General features: G+C 64.9%; 22 protein-coding genes. 9 read left to right on the plus strand and 13 right to left on the minus strand.

Annotated elements, in window-relative coordinates; translation table 11 throughout:
* Positions 1 to 202: 202 nt before the first annotated feature.
* Both BTM36_RS12640 and BTM36_RS12645 read left to right on the plus strand, forming a co-directional pair.
* Entirely contained in the window at positions 203 to 994 is a 792-nt protein-coding gene (locus tag BTM36_RS12640; RefSeq protein WP_077236542.1) for an IclR family transcriptional regulator, read from the plus strand.
* Between the two features lie 92 nt (positions 995 to 1086).
* A complete protein-coding gene (locus BTM36_RS12645; RefSeq protein ID WP_077236543.1) occupies positions 1087 to 1473 on the plus strand; it encodes an OsmC family protein in 387 nt (128 codons plus the stop codon).
* Here BTM36_RS12645 and BTM36_RS12650 read toward each other — a convergent pair.
* The 4 genes from BTM36_RS12650 to BTM36_RS12665 form a co-directional block, all read right to left on the minus strand.
* Positions 1455 to 2378, minus strand: a complete 924-nt coding sequence (locus BTM36_RS12650) for a DedA family protein/thiosulfate sulfurtransferase GlpE (RefSeq protein ID WP_077236544.1) — start codon at positions 2376 to 2378, stop codon at positions 1455 to 1457. The genes BTM36_RS12645 and BTM36_RS12650 overlap by 19 nt on opposite strands.
* A 280-nt stretch (positions 2379 to 2658) precedes the next feature.
* Positions 2659 to 3963, minus strand: a complete 1305-nt coding sequence (locus tag BTM36_RS12655; protein ID WP_077236545.1) for an MFS transporter — start codon at positions 3961 to 3963, stop codon at positions 2659 to 2661.
* A gap of 124 nt (positions 3964 to 4087) precedes the next feature.
* Positions 4088 to 5476 carry a glucarate dehydratase gene (gene gudD, locus BTM36_RS12660; protein WP_077236546.1) on the minus strand — a complete coding sequence of 463 codons (1389 nt, stop codon included), beginning with the start codon at positions 5474 to 5476 and terminating at the stop codon, positions 4088 to 4090.
* A 246-nt stretch (positions 5477 to 5722) separates the two neighbouring features.
* Positions 5723 to 6844: a LacI family DNA-binding transcriptional regulator gene (locus tag BTM36_RS12665; protein WP_077236547.1), complete on the minus strand. Its 1122-nt coding sequence runs from the start codon at positions 6842 to 6844 to the stop codon at positions 5723 to 5725.
* A gap of 200 nt (positions 6845 to 7044) precedes the next feature.
* Here BTM36_RS12665 and dkgB point away from each other — a divergent pair, with 200 nt between their 5' ends.
* Positions 7045 to 7854 carry a 2,5-didehydrogluconate reductase DkgB gene (gene dkgB, locus BTM36_RS12670; protein ID WP_077236548.1) on the plus strand — a complete coding sequence of 270 codons (810 nt, stop codon included), beginning with the start codon at positions 7045 to 7047 and terminating at the stop codon, positions 7852 to 7854.
* 51 nt (positions 7855 to 7905) lie between these two features.
* Here dkgB and BTM36_RS12675 read toward each other — a convergent pair whose 3' ends face one another.
* Entirely contained in the window at positions 7906 to 8958 is a 1053-nt protein-coding gene (locus BTM36_RS12675) for a low specificity L-threonine aldolase (protein ID WP_077236549.1), read from the minus strand.
* A gap of 77 nt (positions 8959 to 9035) precedes the next feature.
* Positions 9036 to 9878, minus strand: a complete 843-nt coding sequence (locus BTM36_RS12680; RefSeq protein WP_158243295.1) for an AraC family transcriptional regulator — start codon at positions 9876 to 9878, stop codon at positions 9036 to 9038.
* 167 nt (positions 9879 to 10045) lie between these two features.
* Here BTM36_RS12680 and BTM36_RS12685 point away from each other — a divergent pair, with 167 nt between their 5' ends.
* Together BTM36_RS12685 and BTM36_RS12690 are read left to right on the plus strand one after the other, a co-directional pair.
* A complete protein-coding gene (locus BTM36_RS12685; protein WP_077236551.1) occupies positions 10046 to 10648 on the plus strand; it encodes a TetR/AcrR family transcriptional regulator in 603 nt (200 codons plus the stop codon).
* Between the two features lie 146 nt (positions 10649 to 10794).
* On the plus strand, positions 10795 to 11724 hold the full coding sequence (locus BTM36_RS12690; RefSeq protein WP_077236552.1) for a ketopantoate reductase family protein: 930 nt from the start codon (positions 10795 to 10797) through the stop codon (positions 11722 to 11724).
* An 11-nt stretch (positions 11725 to 11735) separates the two neighbouring features.
* Here the strand turns inward: BTM36_RS12690 and BTM36_RS12695 are convergent, their stop codons facing one another.
* The 4 genes from BTM36_RS12695 to BTM36_RS12710 all read right to left on the minus strand — a co-directional run bounded on the left by BTM36_RS12695 (position 11736) and on the right by BTM36_RS12710 (position 16181).
* Entirely contained in the window at positions 11736 to 13148 is a 1413-nt protein-coding gene (locus BTM36_RS12695) for a S1C family serine protease (RefSeq protein ID WP_077236553.1), read from the minus strand.
* 185 nt (positions 13149 to 13333) lie between these two features.
* Positions 13334 to 14626, minus strand: coding sequence for an MFS transporter (locus tag BTM36_RS12700; RefSeq protein ID WP_077236554.1), 1293 nt, complete (start codon positions 14624 to 14626; stop codon positions 13334 to 13336).
* An 89-nt stretch (positions 14627 to 14715) separates the two neighbouring features.
* Positions 14716 to 15153 carry a MarR family winged helix-turn-helix transcriptional regulator gene (locus BTM36_RS12705; RefSeq protein WP_077236707.1) on the minus strand — a complete coding sequence of 146 codons (438 nt, stop codon included), beginning with the start codon at positions 15151 to 15153 and terminating at the stop codon, positions 14716 to 14718.
* 218 nt (positions 15154 to 15371) lie between these two features.
* Positions 15372 to 16181, minus strand: coding sequence for an oxidoreductase (locus tag BTM36_RS12710; RefSeq protein WP_077236555.1), 810 nt, complete (start codon positions 16179 to 16181; stop codon positions 15372 to 15374).
* A gap of 202 nt (positions 16182 to 16383) precedes the next feature.
* Between BTM36_RS12710 and BTM36_RS12715 the strand changes: the two genes are divergently transcribed.
* The 4 genes from BTM36_RS12715 (at position 16384) to BTM36_RS12730 (ending at position 21315) form a co-directional block, all read left to right on the plus strand.
* The gene (locus BTM36_RS12715; RefSeq protein WP_077236556.1) at positions 16384 to 16980 is read left to right on the plus strand and encodes a TetR/AcrR family transcriptional regulator; all 597 of its coding nucleotides are present in this window, start codon (positions 16384 to 16386) and stop codon (positions 16978 to 16980) included.
* 158 nt (positions 16981 to 17138) lie between these two features.
* On the plus strand, positions 17139 to 18236 hold the full coding sequence (locus BTM36_RS12720) for an efflux RND transporter periplasmic adaptor subunit (RefSeq protein WP_234295697.1): 1098 nt from the start codon (positions 17139 to 17141) through the stop codon (positions 18234 to 18236).
* The gene (locus tag BTM36_RS12725; RefSeq protein ID WP_254426993.1) at positions 18233 to 19828 is read left to right on the plus strand and encodes an efflux RND transporter permease subunit; all 1596 of its coding nucleotides are present in this window, start codon (positions 18233 to 18235) and stop codon (positions 19826 to 19828) included. The genes BTM36_RS12720 and BTM36_RS12725 overlap by 4 nt, the downstream gene beginning before the upstream one ends.
* A complete protein-coding gene (locus BTM36_RS12730; RefSeq protein ID WP_077236558.1) occupies positions 19825 to 21315 on the plus strand; it encodes an efflux transporter outer membrane subunit in 1491 nt (496 codons plus the stop codon). Before BTM36_RS12725 ends, BTM36_RS12730 begins: the two co-directional genes overlap by 4 nt.
* 79 nt (positions 21316 to 21394) lie before the next feature.
* On the opposite strand, the gene BTM36_RS12735 is transcribed toward BTM36_RS12730, so the two are convergent.
* The 3 genes from BTM36_RS12735 to BTM36_RS12745 form a co-directional block, all read right to left on the minus strand.
* A complete protein-coding gene (locus BTM36_RS12735) occupies positions 21395 to 22012 on the minus strand; it encodes a TetR/AcrR family transcriptional regulator (RefSeq protein WP_077236559.1) in 618 nt (205 codons plus the stop codon).
* Between the two features lie 106 nt (positions 22013 to 22118).
* A complete protein-coding gene (locus BTM36_RS12740) occupies positions 22119 to 22823 on the minus strand; it encodes an SDR family oxidoreductase (RefSeq protein WP_077236560.1) in 705 nt (234 codons plus the stop codon).
* A gap of 177 nt (positions 22824 to 23000) precedes the next feature.
* A complete protein-coding gene (locus BTM36_RS12745; RefSeq protein ID WP_077236561.1) occupies positions 23001 to 23582 on the minus strand; it encodes a TetR/AcrR family transcriptional regulator in 582 nt (193 codons plus the stop codon).
* Between the last annotated feature and the right edge of the window lie 3 nt (positions 23583 to 23585).

Genomic DNA, 23585 nt, shown 5'->3' on the forward strand with positions numbered 1-23585 from the left:
CTTAAACCACTGAAGCGGCTGGAAGGGCTGAGGCGGGAAGAACGGCAGACGACAAACAAAGATGCATGAATATCAATATACGGCCTTGGATTAAGTATATTTGGTTTACTCGAATCGTCAATAGATATTTATGTATCGATATTCGATACATTGGATGCGAATTCCCGTAGAATTCTGTCATTCCTATCTGCGAGGAGTAGGCATGAGCGAGACCGAAGCAAGCCCCACCGACCTGCTGTTCAATCAATCACTGGAAAAAGGCCTGGCCGTGCTGCGCGCCTTCAATGCGCAGCGCCGCACCATGACCCTGGGCGACGTGGCCAGCGCCACGTCCATTTCCAAGAGTTCGGCGCAACGCATGGTGCATACGCTGGAAACGCTTGGCTACATCTGCAAGCATCCCAGGACACGCCGCTACCAGCTCACGCCCAAGGTGTTAGAGGTGGGCTACAACTACCTGGCGGCCGACATCCTGGTGGACGTGGCCAATCCCTTCCTGTCCGAACTGGCCAACATGACCGGCGAGACCGTCAATCTCACCGAGCCCTACGAGCGCGAGATGGTCTATGTGGCCCGCTTCGTGGCCAGCAAGTTCATTCCCATCCACATGCCCATCGGCAGCCGCATCCCCATGTATTGCACCGCCTCCGGGCGAGCCTACCTGAGCGGGCTGGACGAGGGCGAGGCGCAGACGCTGCTGCTCTCCAGCGAGCGCACGGTCCACACGCCGCATACGCGCACCGGGGTGGAAGAGATCATGGACATGGTCAGGATGGCCCGCGAACGCGGCTTTGCCAGCAACCGGGAAGAACTGTTCCTGGGCGACATGACGGTGGCCGCGCCCATCTTCAACAGCGAGCGCAGGCCGGTGGCTTCCGTGCACGTGGTGGCGCCGACCAGCCGCTGGACCGCCGAGGATGCCGAACGCAAGCTGGGGCCGCTGGTATTGGAGTGCGCACGCTCGATCTCCAATTCGGTGCGCACGCTGGTGTAAGGTCGCAGCAGGAAAGTACAAGATCGGCCGCCGCGTGTGTGTCACAATCGCCGCTCCCCCTTAAGCCACACAGACTACCGATCGGAGAAACCATGGCCCACGTCACCCTGCACAACGCCGCCGGCTACGCCCAGGACATCAAGGCGCGCATCCACCAGCTCAAGTCGGATGAACCGGAAAGCAATGGCGGCAAGGACACCGGTCCCGCGCCCTATGAACTGCTGCTGGCCGCGCTGACATCCTGCACTTCGCTGACCTTGCGCATGTACGCCGACCGCAAGGGCTGGGACCTGGGCAGCATCGCAGTGGACGCCCACTTCGGCCGCGACGACAGCGGCCTGGAAACCATCACCCGCAAGATCAGCTTCGGCAATGCCCTGAGCCAGGAACAACTGACCCGCCTGGCGGAAATCTGCGAAAAGACCCCGGTCACCAAGACCATCCGCCAGGGCACGGCGATTCAGACGTCGATCGCGTAACCGGCTGCGCGCCAGGCATCGATGCCGCCAGTCAGCGGCCGCACCCGGGTGTAGCCGCGCCGCATCAGCTGGCGCGCCACCACGGCCGCCGAGGCCTCGTTGGGACAGGCGCAATAGACCACCACTTCCCCTTCCACCGGACCATCGAAGACGAAGGTCTGGATTTCCTGGTTGGAGATGGTCACCGCTCCCGGAATACGGCCATCCTGCTGCGACAGCGGCGAGCGCACATCGATGATGGTGGGCGCATTGCCCTGTTCGAGCATGGTGTTGAGTTCATCCACGGTGATGCGCGCCATCTCCAGCGACTTGCGGAAGCGCCGGCGCTGCCACCACTTGTTGGCCACGAACGCCGCCAGCGCCACGGCGATCATCAGCATGCCGTAATGCCCCAGCTGGGCCAGCACGTTCAGCAGGTCATCCACGGCCGAACTGAACAGCGAACCCAGGAAAATCCCCAGTCCCGCCCATAAAGCGCTGCCCGCTGCGTCCCACAGGATGAAGCTGACGCGGCGCGTTCCCATGGTGCCGGAGAGCGCGCTGGCAATCGAGGCAAAGCCGGGGATGAACTTGGCCAGCAGCAAGGACCGCGCGCCCCAGCGCAGGTAGATCGATTCGGTCTGGCGCACACAGGAATCCGGCGAGAGCGAAATGCGGCACAGGCGCGACATGATCTTGCGCCCGTAACGGCGGCCGGCGAGATACCAGACGTAATCAGCCATCAGCGCCGCACAGACCGCCAGGACGAGCAACAGCAGCGGCGAGTAGCGACCGGTGGCCGACAAGGCACCGGTGATGATCAGCGTCGGATAGGCCGGCACCGGCGCGCCCAGCTGCTCCACCAGCACGTTGACGAAAACGAGGATCAGACCGTATTGCTCGATGAGGTGGTAGAGGGTTTCCATGGCCAGGCCGCCTTGATGTCTTGCCGCGTGAGAAGCGGCGACTGTCCCGCCGTAACGGCGGATTGCAGGCTGCCATTATAGGCATGCCGACACCGCCCCTGCTTGGCCTGATACGGATAAAAAGGGGACGGACCATAAAAAGCGCCCTGCTCACCCGCTACAACGCGGGCGCGCAAGGCGCGAACGAGGAAGACCTCGGAGAAATCGATCCTGCCGGACCGCCTCAGGCAGCGTGCTCGACGACCGCCTCGCTCTTGCCGCTGGCGGTGCCGCCACCGTCCTATGCTGCCGGCCGGGTGCGAGCCAGGAACACCAGCACCGCCGCCAGCAACGAGGCACCGGACAGGGCATACAGCCCGCCCTGGATGGAACCGGTCTTCTGCTCCAGGTAGCCGAAGGTGGCCGGCGCGAAGAAGCCGCCCAGGTTGCCCAGCGAATTGACCAGTGCCAGCACCGCTGCCGCAATGCGTGCATCCAGGTAGGCCTGCGGGATCGGCCAGAACAGCGAGGAAGCCGCCTTGAAGCCGATGCCGGCGAAGCACACCGCGACAAACCCGATCACCGGCCCGGACGAGGCCGACACCGCCATGCCCGTCGCCGAGATCACCAGCGCAGCGGCGACCCAGAACTGCTGCCGCTTGAAGCGCGCCGCCAGCACCGCGAACATGTACATGGCGGCAATGGCGACGATCCACGGGATGGTATTGAAGAGGCCGACCTGGAAGTCATTGAAATGACCCATCTTCTTGATGATGGTCGGCAGCCAGAAGGTCGCACCGTAGATGGTCAGCTGGATGGCGAAGTAGATCAGACAGAACAAGACGATCTGCGGGTCGCGCAACAAGGTCAGCGCGGAAACGTGCGCCGGCCGGTTGGCGGCGCGCAGCTCCTGTTCGGCGGCGATCACCGCGGTCAGTGCTTGGCGCTGTTCCGGCGAAAGCCACTTGGCATCGGCCGGGGTGGAGTCCAGCACATTCCAGACCACCACGCAGAACAGCATCGAGACGCCGCCTTCGATCAGGAACATCCATTGCCAGCCATGCAGGCCGCCGCCCTCGATGAGCAACAGCGCACCGGTAATCGGGCCGGAGAGGATGGAGGCAATCGCCGAGCCCGACAGGAAGACCGCCATGGCGCGCCCACGTTCATGGTTGGGCAACCACTGCGTGAAGTAATACACCACGCCGGGGAAGAAGCCAGCCTCGGTCACGCCCAGCAGGAAACGCATGAAATAGAAGCTGGTCTCGCTCTGCACGAAGGCCATGCAGGCCGCCACCAGGCCCCAGGTGAACATGATGCGGGTCAGCCAGGCGCGCGCGCCGTAACGTTGCAGCAGCATGTTGGACGGCACCTCGAAGATCGCGTAACCGACGAAGAACAGCCCGGCGCCCAGGCCGAAGGCAGCCGCGCCGATGCCCAGGTCGGTAGAGAGGTGACTGCGCACGAAACCGATGTTGACGCGGTCGATGTAGTTGATGATGAACATGGCCACGAATAGCGGCAGGATGCGCCACTTGATCTTGCTCACCGCGCTGGTGAGGGCCAGGGTTGCTGCGCCGGATGATGCGGATGGGGAAGGATTCACGGGTTGTCTCCTCTGTTGAGCCCGTACTACCGATGGATGAAAGAAAGCTGAACGAAAATTCGGACCGGCGGCGCGTTCATCGCGCTCTTGTCACGGCCCCGCTAGCAGATGTGCAGCCCTGTGCTCAACGCACCAGGCAGGGTTTCTTGGGATCGAATTTCCAGCCCGGGATCAGGTACTGCATGGCCACCGCATCGTCCCGCGCACCCAGTCCCATGTTGCGATAGGTCTGGTGGGCCGCTTCCACCTGCTCCATGTCCAGTTCCACGCCCAGGCCCGGCTTGGCCGGCACTTGCACCTTGCCGCCCACGATCTGCAGGGGTTCACGGGTCAGGCGCTGGCCGTCCTGCCAGATCCAGTGGGTATCGATGGCGGTGATCTTTCCCGGCGCGGCTGCGGCCACATGGGTGAACATCGCCAGCGAGACGTCGAAATGGTTGTTGGAATGTGAACCCCAGGTCAGGCCCCATTCATGGCACATCTGCGCCACCCGTACCGAACCCTGCATGGTCCAGAAATGCGGATCGGCCAGCGGGATATCCACCGACTGCAGCGATATTGCATGGCCCATCTGTCGCCAGTCGGTGGCCACCATATTGGTGGCAGTCTGCAGGCCGGTGGCACGACGGAACTCGGCCATCACCTCGCGCCCGGAATAACCGTCCTCGGCGCCGCACGGATCTTCCGCATAGGCCAGCACGTCATGCTGGTCGCGGCACAGGCGGATGGCATCCTTGAGCAGCCAGCCGCCGTTGGGATCAAGGGTGATGCGGGCCTTGGGGAAGCGTTCTGCCAACGCCGTGACGGCGGCGATCTCTTCCTCGCCACGCATGACACCACCCTTGAGCTTGAAGTCATTGAAGCCATACCGCGCATAGGCCGCCTCGGCCAGGCGGACCACCGCCTCGGGCGTGAGCGCGGCTTCATGGCGCAGGCGCAGCCAGTCATCGGCCTGCTCCTCTTCGGCGTGATACGGCAGGTCGGTCTGCCTGCGGTCGCCCACGTAGAACAGGTAACCCAGCATTTCCACCTCATCGCGCTGCTGCCCCTCGCCCAGCAGCGCGGCCACCGGCACCTCCAGGAACTTGCCCAGCAGGTCCAGCAGGGCCGCTTCCAGCGCGGTGACGGCGTGGACGGCGATGCGCAGGTCGAAGGTCTGCAGGCCACGACCGCCGACATCGCGGTCGGCGAAGGCCGTGCGTGCCCGGTTCAGGATGCCCTGGACATTGCCGATGGACTGCCCCACCACCAGCGAGCGCGCATCTTCCAGGGTCTGACGGATGCCCTCCCCGCCCGGGACCTCGCCAACCCCGGTATGGCCGGCGCTGTCGGTGAGGATCACCAGGTTGCGCGTGAAATACGGACCGTGCGCGCCGGACAGGTTCAGCAACATGCTGTCGTGGCCGGCCACCGGAATGACGCGCATGTCGGTGACGCGGGGCGCCCCCTTGGCCAGGGCAGCGGAAGACGAGGTGGCAGACGTCGAGGAGGCAGGAGTGGCAAAGGAAGTCATGGCAGCACTTTCTCTTTCAATGAAGAAAACCCGGCACCCACTGGGAATGACCTGGCAGCGGATCCGGCGATAATTTGGTAGCGGTACCAAATCAGAATGAATGCATGGTAGCGGTACCAAATCAGCCTGTCAACAGAGGGATGTGAAGTGCCAGATCAACTTGCCTGGCAGCATCGAAACGGATGGGACGGTAAAGGTGGGAAAGACAGGAGGGGCAGGAGGAGCAGGAAGTGCGGAATCGCCGCGTCAGGCGCTTTCGCGCTGGATGATGGAAAAGCCGACATCGACAATGCGCTCGGCCACCTCGATGCCCGCCGCCCGGTCAATGATGAAACGCGCCGCGCGCTGGCCGATGCCGGTGCCGTCGATGCGCACGGTGGTCAGGCGGGGTTGCAGGTCACGCGAGAATTCCAGGTCGCCGAAGCCGACCACCGCCAGTTGTCCGGGAATGGCGATGCCACGGCTCTGGGCCTCGATCATCACGCCCAGGGCCAGCAGGTCGGAACTGCAGAAGATGGCATCGGTGTCGGGCTGTTGCTGCAACAGATCGGCCAGACCCCGCCGTCCCTGCCCCAGGGTGGTCGGGGCGATGACGTGGTACATCGGCAGGGCTGCTGCCCCCTGCCCGTCGTTCATGCCCAGCGCCACCGCTTCCTGCGCGAAGGACTGCATGCGGCGCTGGCTGCGCTCGTCGCGCCCGCCCACCACCGCGACCTTCTTGCGACCGCGCTGGTGCAGGTAGCGCGCCACTTCGCGGCCGATGGCCTCGTGCGAAAAACCGACCAGCATGTCGATCGGCGTGGGCGTCAGGTCCCAGGTCTCCACCACCGGGATGCCACTGGCCAGCAAGCGCTTCCTGGCCTCGGCCGAGCGCATGATGCCGGTCAGCACCACGCCATCGGGACGGCGGCCGATGATGGCTTCCAGCAGTGCATCCTCACGCGAATTTTCATAGCCACTCTGGCCCAGCATGACCTGATAGCCGGCGGCGGCCAGGGTTTCGGTCAGGGTATGGACGATTTCCTGGAACACCGGTCCGATCACGGTGGGCACCACCACCGCCACCAACCGGCTCTTGTTGGAGGCCAGCCCGCCGGCCAGCAGGTTGGGGACGTAGCCGGTCTTTTCCACCGCCTCGCGCACTTTCTGCAAGACCTTGGGCGAAACCGCCGAGGGTGTGTTCAAGGCCCGCGACGCCGTGATCGGCGCCACCCCGGCCAGTTGCGCCACGTCGCGCAGCGTGATGCCACCGGCGCTCTTGCGCGGGCCGCGACGACGCGGTTCGGGACCGTCGTCGTCGCGGCCGCCACGCGCATCTGCGGAGGTGTCGTCGGAGGTATTTTCAGGGAGTGGGCTGTGTTGGGGCATGGCCGCATTCTAGCATCGCTGGTAGCGTTACCAAAACAACAAGGATGTCGCCGTTCATGCCCTCCGATTATTGATCTTGAATCAATAATGTTTTGTAGCAGCGGCGGTTTTTGCAAGGAATGAATTGGCCGATACTGGCTCACCACCATTTCACCCGCCTAGCCCACCGGGCCAGGCGCACCACTGCAAAGGAAAATCCTATGAATACCCCCACCCTCCCCGCCCTGGGCCTGGGCACCTTCCGCCTCAAGGACCAGCAGGTCATCGACTCGGTACGCACCGGCCTGGAGCTGGGCTATCGCCATATCGATACCGCGCAGATCTACGGCAACGAAGCCGAAGTCGGCCAGGCGCTGGCCGAGAGCGGCGTGGCCCGTGATGCGCTGTTCGTCACCACCAAGATCTGGACCGAGAACCTGTCGCGCGACAAGCTCATCCCCAGCCTCAAGGAAAGCCTGCAGAAGCTGCGCCTGGAACAGGTCGACCTGACGCTGATCCACTGGCCCTCGCCGCAGGACGCGCTGCCGGTGGCCGACTACCTGCAGACCCTGGCCGAAGCCAAGGCACAAGGCCTGACGCGCCTGATCGGCATCTCCAACTTCACCATCGCCCACATGGAGCAAGCCATTGCCGCCATCGGTGCCGACCAGATCGCCACCAACCAGGTCGAGATCCATCCCTTCCTGCAGAACCGCAAGCTGATCGAATACGCCCGCACCCAGGGCATCCACCTGACCGCCTACATGCCCCTGGCCTATGGCAAGGTGATGCAGGATGCGACGCTGCTGGAGATCGCCGCCAGGCACGGTGTATCGGCCGCGCAGGTGGCGCTGGCCTGGTCGCTGCAACAGGGCTTCGCAGTGATCCCCTCGTCCACCCGGCGCGAGAACCTGGCCAGCAACCTGGCCGCGGGCAAGATCAGCTTGTCGGACGCCGAGATGAGTGCCATCGCAGCACTGGATCGCGGCGAGCGCCTGGCCAATCCGGACTTTGCTCCGGCGTGGGATTGATGCCGCCTCGCAGCATGGCCCCGTCTCGATCCGGCCCTGCCGGTGACGAACTCAGTTGAGCGCCTGCACCTCCCTGGCAACTGCCGCGATGATGCCGACGGCCTCATCGATCTGCGACGGCGAGATGTTCAAATAGGGAATGGCACGCACGCCCCGCTCCCCGGATGGCAGAACATGCAGCCCACGGGCGTGCAGCCTGTCGACGAAATCGCCGGCCGTGGTCGAAGTGACTTCGAAGCGGACGATATTGGTTTCGACCGTGGCCACATCGATGGCGATGCCGGGTATCCCGGCGATGCCTCTTGCGAGAATTCTTGCGTGGAGGTGATCGTCGCCGAGTCGCTCGCGATGGTGACGCAGCGCATACAGGGCGCCGGCAGCAATGATGCCCGCCTGACGGAAACCGCCACCGATCTGCTGCTTGAAGCGACGGGCGCGCGCGATGAATTCCCGCGAGCCTGCCAGTGCGGAACCGACTGGCGCTCCCAGCCCCTTGGAAAAGCAGACACTGACGGAATCAACGTGCCGCGCATATTCGCGCTCCGTGATGCCGGAGGCGGCCGTGGCATGCCACAATCTGGCACCGTCAAGATGCAGGGCGATGCCGCGCTGCCGCGCCAGTTCGCACACCGCGGCCATCTGCTCGATGGGCCAGACCTTTCCGCCTCCCAGGTTGTGGGTATTTTCCAGGCACAGGAGTTTCACCGGTGCCGGAATCGTGCTGGGGAAGAAGCGGTGCGACAGGCCCAGGGCGCCACTCACATCGGCGGCCGAGAACACACCGCGCGCGCCCGGTAGCAAGCGCGGCAGCACGCCCGCGAAAGCCGCCGGCGCCCCGCCTTCCAGGATGTACACATGGGCGTTCTGATCGAACAGTACCGCATCGCCCGGTTCGGTATGGGCGCGGATGGCGACCTGGTTGGTCATGGTGCCGGTCACCATGAACACTGCATCCTCCTTGCCGAGCAGCGCGGCAACCTCGCGCTCCAGTTCTTTGACGGTCGGGTCGTCGCCATAAACGTCGTCACCGACCACTGCATCCCGGATGGCGTCGCGCATGGCCTCGGTAGGCCGACTGCAGGTATCACTTCGAAGATCAATCACGGCACACCTCGCTTCAATGATGGAGCAAGCAATATGCGCGCGGCGCGGTCTCGGGATTTGGATAATCTTGCTATTTTCTAGCGACCGATCCGGCTCGGCGCTACACCGTAGAAGGTCTTGAACTCACGACTGAGATGCGCCTGATCGCAATAGCCCAGCTCGATGGCGACCCGCCTGGGCTGGCGGCCGGCCAGCAGCATCGTCTTGGCCATGGCAACCCGCCGCTGGATCAGGTAGCGATGGGGCGCCATGCCGTGAATGGCCTTGAACTGGCGCAGCAGGTGGTAGGGGCTGACCCCGGCCACCGACGCCAACTCCTCCAGCGAAGGACTGGCGACCAGATGGGCATCGATGAATTCCCGCGCATGACGGACTGCCCGCGGCGCAGCCGCCTGCTCCAGCCTGCGCTGACGGAACTGCGCATGCCGGGCGAACAGCTGGATCACTGCCGCAGTCAAGAGCGAGCTCACCTCCAGTCGGCTCGCATGGGGCGACGCCGAACTGCAGTGCGCCGCCCGCAACATGACAATGGTCTGGTCATCGAAGATCACGTTCCGGGCAAACCAGGGCAAGCCAGCCGGATGGCCGGCTTCCCGCTCGAAGAGACGGCAGACGAAGTCGGGCGACAGATAGACCATCCGGTAATCCCATCCCTGACCGTCGGCGGGGCGTCCTTCGTGTACGTCGCCCGGATTGATGACGCCGATCGATCCTTGCGGCATGGTCAGCCGCTTGCCACGGTCGTGCTGGAAGGCCTGAGCACCTCGTTCGATGATGCCGAAAGCATATTCATCATGCGCATGCGGTGGGAAATGGTGGTTGTGATAGCTGGCGGCAAGCAGTTCGGCACCGCCGAAGTCCGCCTCGCGCCAGAGGCGCACCAGATTGGATCGTTCGGAAGCAGGTGGCGATTTATTCATGGACGCAGACGAGGAATTCGATACCGTGGATGAACAAGGATAAATGACAAGCATCATGCATGCCCACCAGCCACGACCAGGGACCGCGCAGGCCAGGCCGGGACCAGGTACCGGTGGCAGGCTTGATCGCTTATGATGAAGCCTTTTCTCCATCCCCAGGAACCACCATGCCCCGCGTTACCCTTGAGCAAGCAGAACTGAATCGTGACCGCATCGAACACGTCTCGGCGCAACTGTTTCGCGAAATGGGCATCGACCGGGTCAGCGTGATCGACCTGATGAAGGCCGCCGGCCTCACGCACGGCGGTTTCTACGGCCACTTCAAATCCAAGGACGAGCTCGCCGCCATCGCCTGCACCCGCGCCTTCGATCTGTCGCGCAACAAATGGCACGCCCAGGCCGCCCAGAGCCGATCACCGACGGACGCCATCGAGGCCATCATCGGCCGCTACCTCAGCGAGGACAACCGCGACGCGCCCGGCAAGGCCTGCCCGGCCGCCATGCTGGCCAGCGACGTGGCACGCGTGGACGAGGACAAGCCGGTGCGGGCCGCCTATCGCGCCGGCCTGGATGACCTGCTCGACAGCCTGACCGCACTTCAGCCACAAAGTGGACCCAAGACCCGCAGACGACGCGCCATCGCCCAGCTCTCCACCATGGTGGGCGCACTGCTGCTGGCGCGGGCCAGCGGCGCGACCGCTCTGTCCGGCGAGATCCTCGACGCCACCCGGAAGGAATTGCTCTCGGGCCTGAAGGAAAAGCGGCCCTAGAAATCCCGCCATGTCCTGCGCCTAACGGCCCCGGACGGGTCTCCTGCACGCCCATCGAACCAGCTACCGCCTCCCGAGTAGGGTGCGGTGCATATTTTCTTCGATTTATATATTATGATCATAATTTATTTAACGGATCAATGAACATGAAGATACTGGTTCTCGGCGCTGGCGCTATGGGAGGATATTACGGTGCACGTCTGATTGAAGCGGGCCAGGACGTCAGTTTCCTGGTGCGTGAGCGGCGTGCCCGGCAATTGCAACAGGAGGGACTGGTCATCGACAGCGCGCTGGGCAACTTCGCCGGCCCGGTCAAGACGCTGGTCTCCGGTACCGCCATCGCGGCGGAGTTCGACCTCATTCTGCTGGCCTGCAAAAGCTACGACCTGGACGGTGCCATCGAGACCTTGAAGCCACTGACGGGGCAGAACACGGTCATCCTGCCCATTCTCAATGGCCTGTCCACCTACGACAGCCTGGACGCCACGTTCGGTCGGGATCGCATCCTCGGTGGGGTGTCCTATATCGCGACCACGCTGGACAAGAACGGCCATATCCAGCACCAGGGCAGCAACGACAGCCTGAGCGTTGGCGCTCGCGCCAGCAGCAGCGAGAACATCGCCAGGGCGTTCCACGCCGCCATCGCACGCACGCCAGGTCTGCGACAGTTCTCCGACAACATCGATCAGGCCCTGTGGAACAAGTGGGCCATGATCGCGGCCGGCGCCGCCGTGACCTGCCTGATGCGCGGCAACATCGGGCAGATCCTGGCGACGGCCGGGGGCGAGTCGCTGGTGCGCCAGGCCATCGCGGAGACTACCTCGGTGGCCGCCGGCAGCGGCTATCCCCTGCCGCAGGTAGCGCTGGACCAGATGCACAAGCTGCTGCTGTCACCCGCTTCCACCTGGGAAGCCTCGATGGCGCGCGACATCGCCGCCGGCATGGCGCGGCTGGAAGCCGACGCCATCATTGGCGACATGCTGACCCGGGCCCGGCAGCTCGGCATCGAGCTGCCCTTGCTACGGGCGGCCTATTGCCACCTGCAGGTCTATGAACTGCGGCAAGCCGCCAATTGAGCTGCAGTCCGCTAGGGGCTGCTACGGGAGGGGGAAGATTGCGGCGTCTGGGAGGATGGCCGGTCCTGCAACTGCAGATTCAGGCGCTGCAGCGCACTGCCCACCGGAATGAAGAAATTCATTCCCGCCAACCCCTTGGCGCCCAGGCCGGCCACGGTGATGCCGATGACCTGGCCCGATTTGTCCAGCAAGGGACCGCCGCTGCTGCCGGGCAGGATGGCCACGTCGCTCTGCAGGAATTCCAGATCGCGCACCGTGCGCACCCCACTGAGAATGCCGCGCGTCAACGTGGTATTGAAGGCATCGCCCAGCGGCGAGCCCAAGGCATAGACATCCTCGCCAATGCCGGGCTCGCTCAGGCGCAGCGGCAGCGGCCGTACACCGGGCGGCGCGGTCTTGAGCAGGGCCACATCCCGCGCCACGTCGGAGCGCACCACCTCGGCCGTCAGCTCGCGCCCGGCGGGCAGGCGCACGCGCACCACCCGCGCATCGCCGATGACGTGATGGTTGGTCAGCAGCCAACCGGAACTGCCGATATAGAAACCGGTACCGGAGCTACGCTCGCTGAAGACCGTGACCACCGCCGTGCGCAATTCGCCGATGACCTTGGACATCTCCGCCCCCTGGCGGTCGGGTGAGCGGTTGTCTATCTCCACAGCCCTGGCCGGCGGCTGATGCTCGGTTCTGGGCGGTGGCAACGCAGCGGCAGCGCGCTCGTAGGGCGTCTGCACCGCCAGTGCGAAGGCAGGATCGGCCAGCAGATTGCGTACCGCCACGGCAAAGGCTTCCACCGGAATCTGGGGCGATGCGCCCTCAAAGCCGGTGCTGCCGGAGCGAAACACCCCTTCGCTGCTGCCGCGATAGATCACCTTGCGCTGCTCCGGCGCGAACAGTTGCCAGTCAAGCCTGACGTAGGCCTCGCCGGACCAGGCATTCCCGCTCTTCACGCAGAGATTGGCCTGCAACTGGGTGACCACCACGCCGACCTGCAGATTGGCTTCGCCGCTCCGGTTGGGATCGGCTTGTGCAATGTCTTCCGGCCGCTCGGGAAACAGGATTTCCGGCCTCGCCGCCGGCACCGGGTAACCCTGGGCCTGCAGCTCCTGGCGAAAGCGTGCGGACAGGGCATTGGTGGGCAGCAGCACATCGGCGCTTTTCGGGTTCCAGACGATGTCGTTCTTGCGCGAGCAGAACAGCCCCTGCTGCAGCTCGCCGATGACCTGCGGGTCCTGCTCGAAATGACGCAGCGCACGGGCCAGGAAGGCCGGCCGGGCTTGGGCTTCGGCCGGCATGCGCAGCGGTGTCTTGTCCGCTATCGATGGCAGGGTCGCCGGACCGGCGTAGGCCGGCAGGTTCAGGCCGAGCATGACCGCCAGCGCGGTCGACATCCTTGGCAGAGTGAGGTTGCGATTCTTGTTCATCATCGGGCAGGTGATTGGACCGGCGCAAGCAATGCCGGAGATCCGCACGCCCGGTCAGGCCGGCGCTGCGGGCGTGCGGCATTCTCGCACGCCATATGCCCTTGCACGATTGCCACAAATACCTAACAAGCAAGAAAAGTCATCCCTCCAAAAGAAGGCTGACTTTTCGCACAAACCCGGGGGCAGAATCAGGCTGGAACCGGCGTCGGCTGCCCCTGCTTGCCCTTGATGCGCAGTACCAGCACCGCACCGATCAGGCAGGCGACACCCATCATGATGGACGACAGGGTGTAGTTGCCCAGCGTGGCCCGCATATAGCCGGCGACCGTGGTGGCGGTGGCGGCACCCAGCTGGTGGCCGGCGACGATCCAGCCGAAGACGACCGGTGCAGCCAGGCGACCGAAAACGTCATTGGCCAGGCGCACGGTAGGCGGCACGGTGGCGATCCAGTCCAGGCCATAGAAGATGGCGAAGATGGTCAGGCCGTAATACTGCAGACCGAAGGCATAGGGCAGGAAGATCAGCGCCAGGCCGCGCAGGCCGTAGTACCAGAACAGCAGCACGCGCGGATTGTAGCGGTCCGACAGCCAGCCCGAGAGCGTGGTGCCGACCAGGTCCAGCATGCCCATGGCGGCCAGGATGGAGGCGCCGCTGACTTCGTTGATGCCGTAGTCATTGCACATGGCGATGAACTGCGTACCGATATAGCCATTGGTGGACAGGCCGCAGACGAAGAAGCTCATGAACAGCAGCCAGAAGTCCGGCATGCGTACCGAGGTGCGCAAGGCATCCAGGGCGATGGCCAGGGGATTGCGGCGGGACAGGCCTTCGTCCTTGATGTCCTCGACCTGGCCGACCATCTTCTGGCCGATGGCCGCCGGGCTCTCCGGCAACAGCAACCACACCAGCGGGATGGCCAGCAGCGCCACCGCCGACACCAGGAAAGCCACCGAACGCCAGCCATAGCTGCCGACCATCGATGCCATCAGCGGCAGGAACACCATCTGTCCGGTCGCCGCACTGGCGGTCAGCAGACCCATGGCCAGACCGCGCCGGGTCTCGAACCAGCGGCTGACGATGGTGGCACCCAGGGTATTGGCGGCCACGCCGGTACCGGCGCCCACCAGCAGGCCCCAGGACAGCAGCATGTGCCAGGGCATGTGCATCAGGGTCGACAGTGCCGTGCCGGTGGCCAGCAGCACCAGGGCTGCCAGCACCACCCGGCGGATGCCGAAGCGCTGCATGGCGGCAGCCGAGAATGGACCGATCAGGCCGTAGAGTGCGATGTTGACCGAAATCACCACCGAGATGGTGGAGCGGTTCCAGCCGAACTCCTGCTCCAGCGGCAGGATCATCACCGAGGGCGTGGCGCGGATGCCGGCCGAACACAGCAGGACCAGGAAGATCACGCCCACCACCACCCAGGCGTAGTGAAAGCGTGGCGTGACGGCGTTGGCGAGCGATTGTGTGAGCTTGTTCATTGCGGTCCTGTGGAGAAAGAGACGCGTAAGGGTTGAGGTTGTGATTGTGGTTGTGGTTGCAGCAAAGGCAAAAACGAAGCCGAACGCGCTCAGGCGTCCTGCAGGCGTATATAGGCGTCTTCGATGAGGTCGTTGAATTCGCGCGCCAGCTTGGGGCCGAGGCGGCGGTCGATCTCGTCCTGGGCGCGGCGCCAGCGGGGTCGGGCCTCTTCCAGCTTGGCCTGGCCGGCGCGGCTCAGTTGCAGCGCGAAGGAACGCTTGTCCAGCAAGGCTTCCTCCGGCAGGTCCACGGTCTCGACCCAGCCGGCCGCCATCAGCGGCTTGAGGGCGCGACTGAGGGTGCTGCGGTCCATGCCCATGTCCTGCGCCAGGGTGATATTGGCGATCGGGCCCTTGCGGCCGATGCGGCTGATCAGCGAATACTGGGTGATGCTCAGGTCGCTGTCCTGCAGGTGGTGGTCATAGATGATGGTGATCCTGCGCGTTAGGCGGCGCAGGGGCGCGCAGGTACAAATATCCTTGCTCATGGGCATCCCGGTCGTCAGTAGATACAAACCCGACAACCGGGATGGCCGGCCGTCTGATTGCTACAACTATGCATATGCATCGATGTATGCGCATCATATGGACGGCGCGAGGCCAAGTCAAGCGCCTTGCTGCGCTTGCGAAGTCCGGCGGGAATGTTTCCCGGGATCACGCCACCTGTTCGGTGCATGCATCCCGACCATCCTCCCGCCGGCCCACTTCATTTCAGGTTGAGGTCCTTGCGGATGGCCGCATCCACCGGGCCGGCCGGCATGAAGCGGCGCAGCTTGCTCAGCAGCGAGGCCTGTCCCTTGGGCGTGCGGCGCATGTGCCACTTCGGGTCGAGGGCGGCCGCCACGATGGTCTGGGCCACCGTCTCGGGCAGGGGCGCATGGTTGACGTGGTGCGCCACCGCCGCCCCTGCGGCCTGCCGCTGGGCGTCGTAGGCGGGAATGCGGTGATGGACCTTGGGGGCGTTCAGATCCAGGCTGGTGCGGGTATAGGCCGGTTCGATCAGCAGCACGCGCACACCGAACTGGCGGGTCTCATGGTCCATGCTTTCCGACAGTCCTTCCACGGCGTGCTTGGAGGCGGCATACAAGCCCATGTAGGGCGCCGGCAGGAAGCCCAGCACCGAACTCAGGTTGACGATGCGTCCGGCGCCCTGCTTGCGCATCTGGGGCAATACCGCCTGGCTGGTGCGCAGCAGGCCCAGCACGTTGACTTCGAACAGGGCCTGGGCCTCGGCCGCCGAGGTCTCTTCCACCGCCCCCACCAGCGACATGCCGGCGTTGTTGACCAGGATGTCGATGGCCTGCTCGCGCTGTACCACCTGCTGCATGGCGGCCTCGATGGAAGCGGCCTCGCGCATGTCCATCTCCAGCAGGGTTACACCGGTGATGCCGGCGGCACCCTCCAGCTTGCGTACGGTGCCGTACACCTTGTGGCCGCGTTCGGCAAAGCGCTGCGCCGTTGCGCGACCAATTCCGGACGACACGCCGGTCACTACCACTACCTTGATGGGGGACATGTTGCTACTCCTCGTATGGGTTGATTCGGATCGATGGAAAAGACTTTCTTCGTACCGGGTGGTGATCTGCTGCACCACCCACCGCGCGCCGCGCCCGTTTCCCATGAAAGAAATCGAAACAATTTAGAGTTCGGTAAACATCTAAAATAGATTATATTAGAACTCTAAATCGCGCAAGCAGATTTGAAAAGGAGTTCAAGCCATGAAGAAATCCAAGCAGGAAACACTGGATACACGCAAGCGCATCCTGTCCACCGCCACCCGCATGTTCCTCGCCGACGGCCTGGCCGAGACCGGCATCGCCAGCATCATGAGCGCGGCCGGCCTGACCCAGGGCGGCTTCTACCGGCACTTCCGGTCCAAGGAGCAGCTCATCGCCGAAGCCAACCTGGCCGCCAATGACCGCATGTTCGATTTTTTCAGCCAGGCACTGGCCGGCCTGCCGCCACGCCAGGCGCTGGTCACCGCCGTCGACATGTACCTGAGCCAGCTCGACGGGGCGGAGTGCGGCGGCATGTGTCCTCTGCCCAACCTGGGCAGCGAACTGCGCCGCGCCGACCGCCTGGTGCGGGGCGCCGCCATGGCCGGCTACCAGCGGCTGGTGCAGTACTTCCAGGTGCTGGCGACCCGGGCCGGTGCGCCCGATCCCGCCCGCCTGGCCAAAGCCGTGGTCACCACCATGGTGGGGGCGGTCATGCTGGCGCGGGTGGCGATCAACGACGACAGCCAGCAGGCCATCCTCGCCAATTGCCGCAAGACCCTGCACGCCATGCTGCCGCCGGTCGCGGTGGCGGACTGAGCTTTCCGGGCAGCAGCATTGTGGTATCCGGACCCCGCCCGGAAGAAAAACCTTGAACAATTTAGAGTTCGTTAATAATCTATATTTAGTGGTTAGATGTACTCTAATGTTCGCTGGCCAGCGCCAGCACCGCACCATCCCTTTCTTCCGAGGCCCTCATGAAAACCCTGCTCCCCCGTTTGCCGCGGCGCACCCTCCTCAGCGCCACGCTGCTGCTCTCCCTGGCCGCCTGCGGCCATCCGCCCCCACCTGCCGAGAGCGTCGCCAAGGTGGCCTGGACCACCGTGCAGCCGGCCACCACCGAGCGGGTCAGCTTTACCGGCGTGGTGCATGCACGCACCGAGAGCAAACTGGGATTCCGTGTCGCCGGCAAGATCGTGGAGCGCCTGGTGGACCCGGGCCAGACCGTGCGCCGTGGCCAGGCTCTGATGCGCATCGATGCCGAGGACTATGACCTGGCCCTGGCCGCCGCCCGTGCCGCCGTGGAAGCCGCCCAGGCGCGCCAGGTGCAGGCGGTGGCCGAGGAAGCGCGGCTGCGCAAGCTGCTGGAACATGGCGCCACCTCCAACCAGGCCTATGAACTGGCCAAGGCAGCCGCCGACGCCGCCGTAGCCCAGACCCGCGCCGAAGCCGCCAAGGCGCGCGAGACCGAACATCAACGTGACTATGCCGTCCTGAAAGCCGACATGGACGGCGTGGTACTGGCCGTGCCCAGCGATGTCGGCCAGGTAGTGGCCGCTGGCCAGAACGTGGTGACCCTGGCCCGCGATGGCGCCCGCGAAGCCCTGGTGTATCTGCCCGAGCAGGAACTGGGCATGGCCAGGCGCAGTGCCACCGCCTCGCTGTTCAGCGATCCGGACAAGCAGGCCCCGGCCACCCTGCGCGAACTGGCTGCCGTGGCCGATCCGCAGACCCGCACCTACCTGGCGCGCTACGCCCTGGGTGGCAGTGCCGCCCACGCCGCACTGGGCGCCACCGTCACCATCCATGTCGCCACCCCGGCCGCCACCGGCGTCACCCTGCCCATCAGCGCGCTGGTCGATCAGGGCAAGGGCAGCGGTGTGTGGGTCATCGATGCCAAGACCAATACCGTCAGCCTGCAAGCGGTGAAGGTGGAGCAACTGGGGGCCGAGCAGGTCCGTATCTCCGACGGCCTGGTCACCGGCCAGCGGGTGGTGGCCATGGGTGGACACCTGCTCAAGGCCGGCCAGAAGGTAGCCCTGCTGGCGGAAACCCGCATGGGGAGCGGAACATGAGCGGTTTCAACCTCTCCGCCTTCGGCGTGCGCCTGCGCAATCTGGTGCGCTGGTGCGTGGACCACAAGTGGCTGACCGCCGCCGTGACCGTGGGCCTGTTCCTGCTGGCCGGCGTGGGCATGGGGTCGGTGCAGAAGCAGTTCTTCCCCAACTCCGAACGTCCTGAACTGACGCTGGAAATCAATCTCCCGCCAGGCAGCGCCTTCGCCGCCACCGACGCCGTGGTCAAGCAGATCGAAGCCAATCTGCGCCAGGAAGCGGAAGCCGAGATCGTCTCCAGCTACATCGGTCAGGGTACGCCGCGCTTCTTCCTTTCGATCAATCCCGAGCTGCCCAACCCGGCCTTTGCACAGATGATCGTGCTCACTGCCGGCCCTGCCGAACGCGACGTGCTCAAGGAAAAGATCCGCAAGATGATCGCCGAGGGCCGCTTCCCGCAGGCACGGGTGCGGGTGAGCCAGTTCGTGTTCGGCCCGCCGGTCCCCTTCCCGGTACTGTTCCGCGTGGTCGGTCCGGACCTGGACAAGGTGCGCGACATCGCCGAGCAGGTGCGCGTGGTGATGATCCAGAACCCCGACATGCGGGATGTGCACATGGACTGGGGCAACCGTACGCCCACCGTGCACCTGAGCCTGGACCAGGAACGTCTGCGCCAGTTGGGCCTGTCGCCGCGCGACGCCGCCAACCAGTTGCAGGCCATGCTCAACGGCATCCCCGCCACCCAGGTCAGGGAAGGCCTGCGCACCGTGGATGTGCTCATCCGCAGCCCGCACGCCGAACGCAACAACCTGGCCGACCTGCGCAATCTGGTGCTGACCACCGACACCGGCGCCAGCGTGCCGCTGGCCCAGGTGGCGCGGCTGGAAACGCGGATGGAAGATGCCGTCCTCAAGCGCTATGACCGCGAGACCTACATCGCCGTGCAGGGCGACATCCGCGACGGCACCCAGCCGCCCGACGTGACCCACGCCATCCTGCCCAAGCTGGAGCAGCTCAAGGCCAGCCTGCCGCCGGGCTACCACATCGATACCGGTGGCTCGGTGGAAGAAAGCGCCAAGGCCGACAAGGCGCTGGCCAAGCTGTTCCCGCTGATGATCGTGCTGATGTTGACCGTCATCATGCTGCAGGTACGCTCCTTCGCCACCATGTGGATGGTGTTTGCCACCGCCCCGCTGGGTCTGGTGGGTGCCGTGCCCACGCTGCTGGTGTTCCATCAGGCGTTCGGCTTCAATGCCATCCTGGGCCTGATCGGTCTGGCCGGCATCCTGATGCGCAACACGCTGATCCTGGTGGACCAGATCCGCCATGACCTCGACGCCGGCCTGTCGGCCTACGAGGCGGTGATCGAATCGACCGTGCGCCGTGCACGTCCGGTGATCCTGACCGCCGTGGCGGCGATGCTGGCCTTCATCCCGCTGACCCACTCCAGCTTCTGGGGTCCGCTGGCCTATGTGCTCATCGGCGGTGTCGGCGTGGGTACCCTGCTGACCCTGCTGTTCCTGCCGGCGCTGTATTCGCTGTGGTTCAAGGTGCGCAAGCCCTCGGCCAACGCCCCTCTGGTCAAGCATTCCGATTCCAAGGAGTTCGCATGAACGTCATCAAACACCTGGGCGCCGCGTCTCTGCTGGCGACCCTGCTGGCCGGTTGCTCGCTGGCCCCCACCTATGAACGCCCGGCCCTGCCGGTGCAGACCCAGTGGCCGGCCGATCTGGCCGCTACCGCCGCCACCAATGCCAACGCCGGCGGCAGCGAGGCGCCGTCGGCAGCCAGCCTGCCCTGGCAGCAGTTCTTCCGCGATCCATCGCTGCGCCAGCTCATCAGCCTGGCCCTGGATCACAATCGCGACCTGCGCGTGGCCGCCCTGAACATCGAGCGGGCGCGCTCCCTCTACCAGGTGCTGTCGGCCGACCGCCTGCCGACGCTGAACCTGGGCGTCTCCGGCGCCCGCCAGGAAACCCCCAATGCAGTGGCGCCGGCCGGCAAGGGGGGCCTGACCACCGCCTACAGCGTGGGGCTGGGCGTAACCGCCTTCGAGCTGGATCTGTTCGGCCGGGTGCGCAACCTGAGCGGCGCGGCACTGGAACGCTTCAGCGCTACCGAGCAGGCCCGCAAGACCACGCAGATCAGCGTGGTGGCGCAAGTGGCCTACACCTATGAAGCGCTGGTGGCCGACGAACGCCTGCTGGCGCTGGCGCGCCAGACGCTGGACAGCCGCACGGCCTCGCATCAGCGCCAGGTCAGCCTGCGCGAGATGGGTGCCAGTTCCGATTACGACCTGCGCCAGTCCGATTCGCTGCTTGAAGCCGCCCGCATCGCCTTGTTGCAAGCCCAGCGCCAGCGCGCCCTGGACCAGAATGCACTGGCCCTGCTGATCGGCCAGCCGGTCCCGGCCGGCCTGCTGCCGGCAGCCGACACCGACTGGAACGGCAGCGTCATCGCCGAGTTGCCCGCCGGTCTGCCTTCGGACCTGCTCACGGGCCGACCCGACATCGCCCAGCAGGAAGCCCTGCTGCGCGCCGCCAATGCCAACATCGGCGCGGCGCGGGCAGCCTTCTTCCCGCGCATCAGCCTGACCGGTAGCTTCGGTTCGGCCAGTGATGCCTTGAATGGCCTGTTCGAATCCGGCAGCCGGGCCTGGAGCTTCCTGCCTTCGATCAGCCTGCCGATCTTTGATGGTGGCCGTAATCGCGCCAATCTCGGCGTGGCCCAGGCCGACCGCGATATCGCCGTGGCGCAGTACGAAAAGACGATCCAGGTGGCCTTCCGCGAAGTGGCCGACGCCCTGGCCGGACAGGCAACGCTGGGCGCCGAGCTGCGTGCGGTGCAAGCCCAGGAGCGTGCCGAACAGCAGCGTCATGACCTGGCCAAGCTGCGCTATGACAGCGGCGAAGCCAGCTACCTCGACTACCTCGATGCGCAACGTGCCTGGTTCGCCAGCCAGCAGCAGACCATCCGTACCGGCCTGGCCGAAGTGCAGAACCGCATCGCGCTGTACAAATCGCTGGGCGGAGGCTGGCAGGAACAGAGCAGTGGCAGTGGCAGCGCCACCGGCACCGACAGGCTGGCCCGCAAGGACTGAGCACCATCCCCGTGGAGCGTCGCTGTCCGCCAAGGGGCAGCGACTTTATCCCGACAGGAGCAATCCTGCCGGGATTTTTTTATGGGCGGGCAGTGACCAGATCGGCCTGGGTGGGAGCGCTCTGCAGGAGCAGCTGGACAGTGTTTTCGGCATTGCCGACGATGGTATCGACCAGGGCCTGGTCATCGGCCATGCGGGCCAGCGAGACCGCGCCGACGATGACCGAGACGATGGATTCGGCCAGGCCGATGTAGTCCTGGTAATCCAGCCGCATCAGGTGGGCGGCGAACAGCTTGACGAAGCGCGAATAGCCGGCCGTGACCACTTCCTTGACCTGCTGGTCGGCGTGCCCCAGTTCGGTGGACAGATTGGCCAGCGGGCAGAGCATGCGGGGGTCCTGGCCCATGTGCTGACGCAGGTAGTGGAAGACGATCTGCTGCACCGCCTCGCGGGGCGACATGCCGCGTGTGGCTTCGTCAAGGTTGGCAACGATGAAGTCGAAGGCCACCGCGTTGGCGTCGGCCACGAGGTGTTCCTTGGAGGTGAAGTGACGATAGAAGCCGCCCTGCGTCAGTCCGGCAGCGGACATGACGTCGGAAATGGCGGTGGCGGCGATGCCATTCTTGAGAAACAGCCCGGAGGCGATGGCGAGGATGCGCTTCCTGGTTTCGGCGGTTTCGGCGTTGGATTTGCGCATGGCGCTCTCCTGTCGATCAACTTCGAAAATAGATGATCATTGTACGCCAAAAGTTCCGCCCCAGGCGGGCCCGCCGGGTGGGCGGGCCGAGTCATGACACCGCGACTCAGCGGGCCAGCGCGTCCTGCAGGTAAACCGAGGACGACAGGGCCTGATGCACCTGGCGGCTGACTTCATCGACGAAGACCTCCAGCGCACCGGCTTCCAGCGCATCCAGGGTCTGGCGCACCACATCCTCAGGGCGCGACTTGGGGGCGTCGAAGCCACGGGTCAGGTCGGTATCGATGAAACCGGCGTGCACGCCCATCACCTGCGTCCCCTGCTCGCGCAGTTCCTGGCGCAGGCCATTGGTCAGCGACCAGGCGGCTGCCTTGGAAACCCCGTAGGCCGCCAACATGGGCGAATTGACCATGCTGATCACCGACAGCACGTTGACCAGCGCGCCGCCACCCTGCCGGGCCAGCACCGGGGCGAAGGCCTGGCTCAGGTTGAGCATGCCGAACAGGTTGGTGTTCAAGTGATCCTGCAGTTGTTCCTGCGCACCGGCGTGCAGCAGGCCGCCTACGCGGGCGATGCCGGCGTTGTTGATCAGCACGCTCAGGTCGCCGATACGTTCCACGGCGGCCTTGACCTGCTCGGGCTTGGTCACGTCGAGCGCGATCGGCTCCACGCCGGCTAGCTTGACCGAGGCGATATCACGCGCACCGGCATAGACACGACGGGCGCCGCGCTCCAGGGCTTGCTTGGCGAATTCCAGGCCCAGGCCACGGTTGGCACCGGTCACCAGGACGACAGCGTTTTCGAGTTTCATGATCTTTCCTTTCAATGGAGTTCTGTGGGGTCAGTGAGGCCGGTCTGTCCGGCCTCGATCCGGGTTGGCAATCAAGCGTCTTGTGATCGGGTCAAATCAAAATATGATGATCATCATATTCATGGGTAAAAAAACAGGGCGCCACCCGATCCCGGGCGCCCTGGCTCAGTCTCCTGTTCAGTCTGCGTAGCGCGCCAGCAATTCGGCCCGGGTGGATGCCAGCAAGGCGCGTCCCTGCGGGGTGTTGCCCATCACCCGTGCCATCTGCAGCGCGCCGCTCAGGGTCGCGGCCACCACCCAGCTCGCCTGCTCGTCATGATGGGCTGGCAAGACCTGGCGCACCAGTTGCTGCAGGCTGTGGATGGCCTCGCGCGAGGACGCCATCACCTCCGGCGCCTGGCCGCGCATCTCGCTGCACAGCGCCGCCACCGGGCAACCGTTTTCGCAGGCCTCGATCTGGGTGTCGGACAGATAGGCATTGACATAGGCGCGGAAGCGCTCGCCCCCGGCATCCGCCTGCTTGCCGACGTGGTTCATGATCAGCGTCGAGCTGTCGCGGCTGGCATGGCTGAGCGCTTCGGCCAGCAAGGCATCCCGCGAGGCAAAGTGGGCGTAGAAGCCACCATGGGTCAGCCCGGCCTCCTTCATGACCTCGGCCACGCTGACGCCCTTGAAGCCGCTGCGACGCATCGCCCGCGCGGCGGCGGCCACGATGCGCTGGTGGGATTGCTCCTTCTTGCTGGGTGCGGTGGAATTCATGGG

It is taken from the genome of Herbaspirillum sp. VT-16-41 (assembly GCF_001994935.1).
Lineage (GTDB): Bacteria > Pseudomonadota > Gammaproteobacteria > Burkholderiales > Burkholderiaceae_D > Herbaspirillum > Herbaspirillum frisingense.

Coding starts and splice junctions, on each gene's coding strand:
- BTM36_RS12725 (WP_254426993.1), top strand. CDS start 18,233: ATGAGCGGTTTCAACCTCTCCGCCTTCGGCGTGCGCCTGCGCAATCTG.
- BTM36_RS12720 (WP_234295697.1), top strand. CDS start 17,139: ATGAAAACCCTGCTCCCCCGTTTGCCGCGGCGCACCCTCCTCAGCGCC.
- BTM36_RS12705 (WP_077236707.1), bottom strand. CDS start 15,153: ATGAGCAAGGATATTTGTACCTGCGCGCCCCTGCGCCGCCTAACGCGC.
- BTM36_RS12665 (WP_077236547.1), bottom strand. CDS start 6,844: ATGCCCCAACACAGCCCACTCCCTGAAAATACCTCCGACGACACCTCC.
- BTM36_RS12650 (WP_077236544.1), bottom strand. CDS start 2,378: ATGGAAACCCTCTACCACCTCATCGAGCAATACGGTCTGATCCTCGTT.
- BTM36_RS12685 (WP_077236551.1), top strand. CDS start 10,046: ATGCCCCGCGTTACCCTTGAGCAAGCAGAACTGAATCGTGACCGCATC.
- BTM36_RS12740 (WP_077236560.1), bottom strand. CDS start 22,823: ATGAAACTCGAAAACGCTGTCGTCCTGGTGACCGGTGCCAACCGTGGC.
- dkgB (WP_077236548.1), top strand. CDS start 7,045: ATGAATACCCCCACCCTCCCCGCCCTGGGCCTGGGCACCTTCCGCCTC.
- BTM36_RS12710 (WP_077236555.1), bottom strand. CDS start 16,181: ATGTCCCCCATCAAGGTAGTGGTAGTGACCGGCGTGTCGTCCGGAATT.
- BTM36_RS12680 (WP_158243295.1), bottom strand. CDS start 9,878: ATGAATAAATCGCCACCTGCTTCCGAACGATCCAATCTGGTGCGCCTC.
- BTM36_RS12735 (WP_077236559.1), bottom strand. CDS start 22,012: ATGCGCAAATCCAACGCCGAAACCGCCGAAACCAGGAAGCGCATCCTC.
- BTM36_RS12645 (WP_077236543.1), top strand. CDS start 1,087: ATGGCCCACGTCACCCTGCACAACGCCGCCGGCTACGCCCAGGACATC.
- BTM36_RS12730 (WP_077236558.1), top strand. CDS start 19,825: ATGAACGTCATCAAACACCTGGGCGCCGCGTCTCTGCTGGCGACCCTG.
- gudD (WP_077236546.1), bottom strand. CDS start 5,476: ATGACTTCCTTTGCCACTCCTGCCTCCTCGACGTCTGCCACCTCGTCT.
- BTM36_RS12745 (WP_077236561.1), bottom strand. CDS start 23,582: ATGAATTCCACCGCACCCAGCAAGAAGGAGCAATCCCACCAGCGCATC.
- BTM36_RS12690 (WP_077236552.1), top strand. CDS start 10,795: ATGAAGATACTGGTTCTCGGCGCTGGCGCTATGGGAGGATATTACGGT.
- BTM36_RS12700 (WP_077236554.1), bottom strand. CDS start 14,626: ATGAACAAGCTCACACAATCGCTCGCCAACGCCGTCACGCCACGCTTT.
- BTM36_RS12695 (WP_077236553.1), bottom strand. CDS start 13,148: ATGATGAACAAGAATCGCAACCTCACTCTGCCAAGGATGTCGACCGCG.
- BTM36_RS12640 (WP_077236542.1), top strand. CDS start 203: ATGAGCGAGACCGAAGCAAGCCCCACCGACCTGCTGTTCAATCAATCA.
- BTM36_RS12715 (WP_077236556.1), top strand. CDS start 16,384: ATGAAGAAATCCAAGCAGGAAACACTGGATACACGCAAGCGCATCCTG.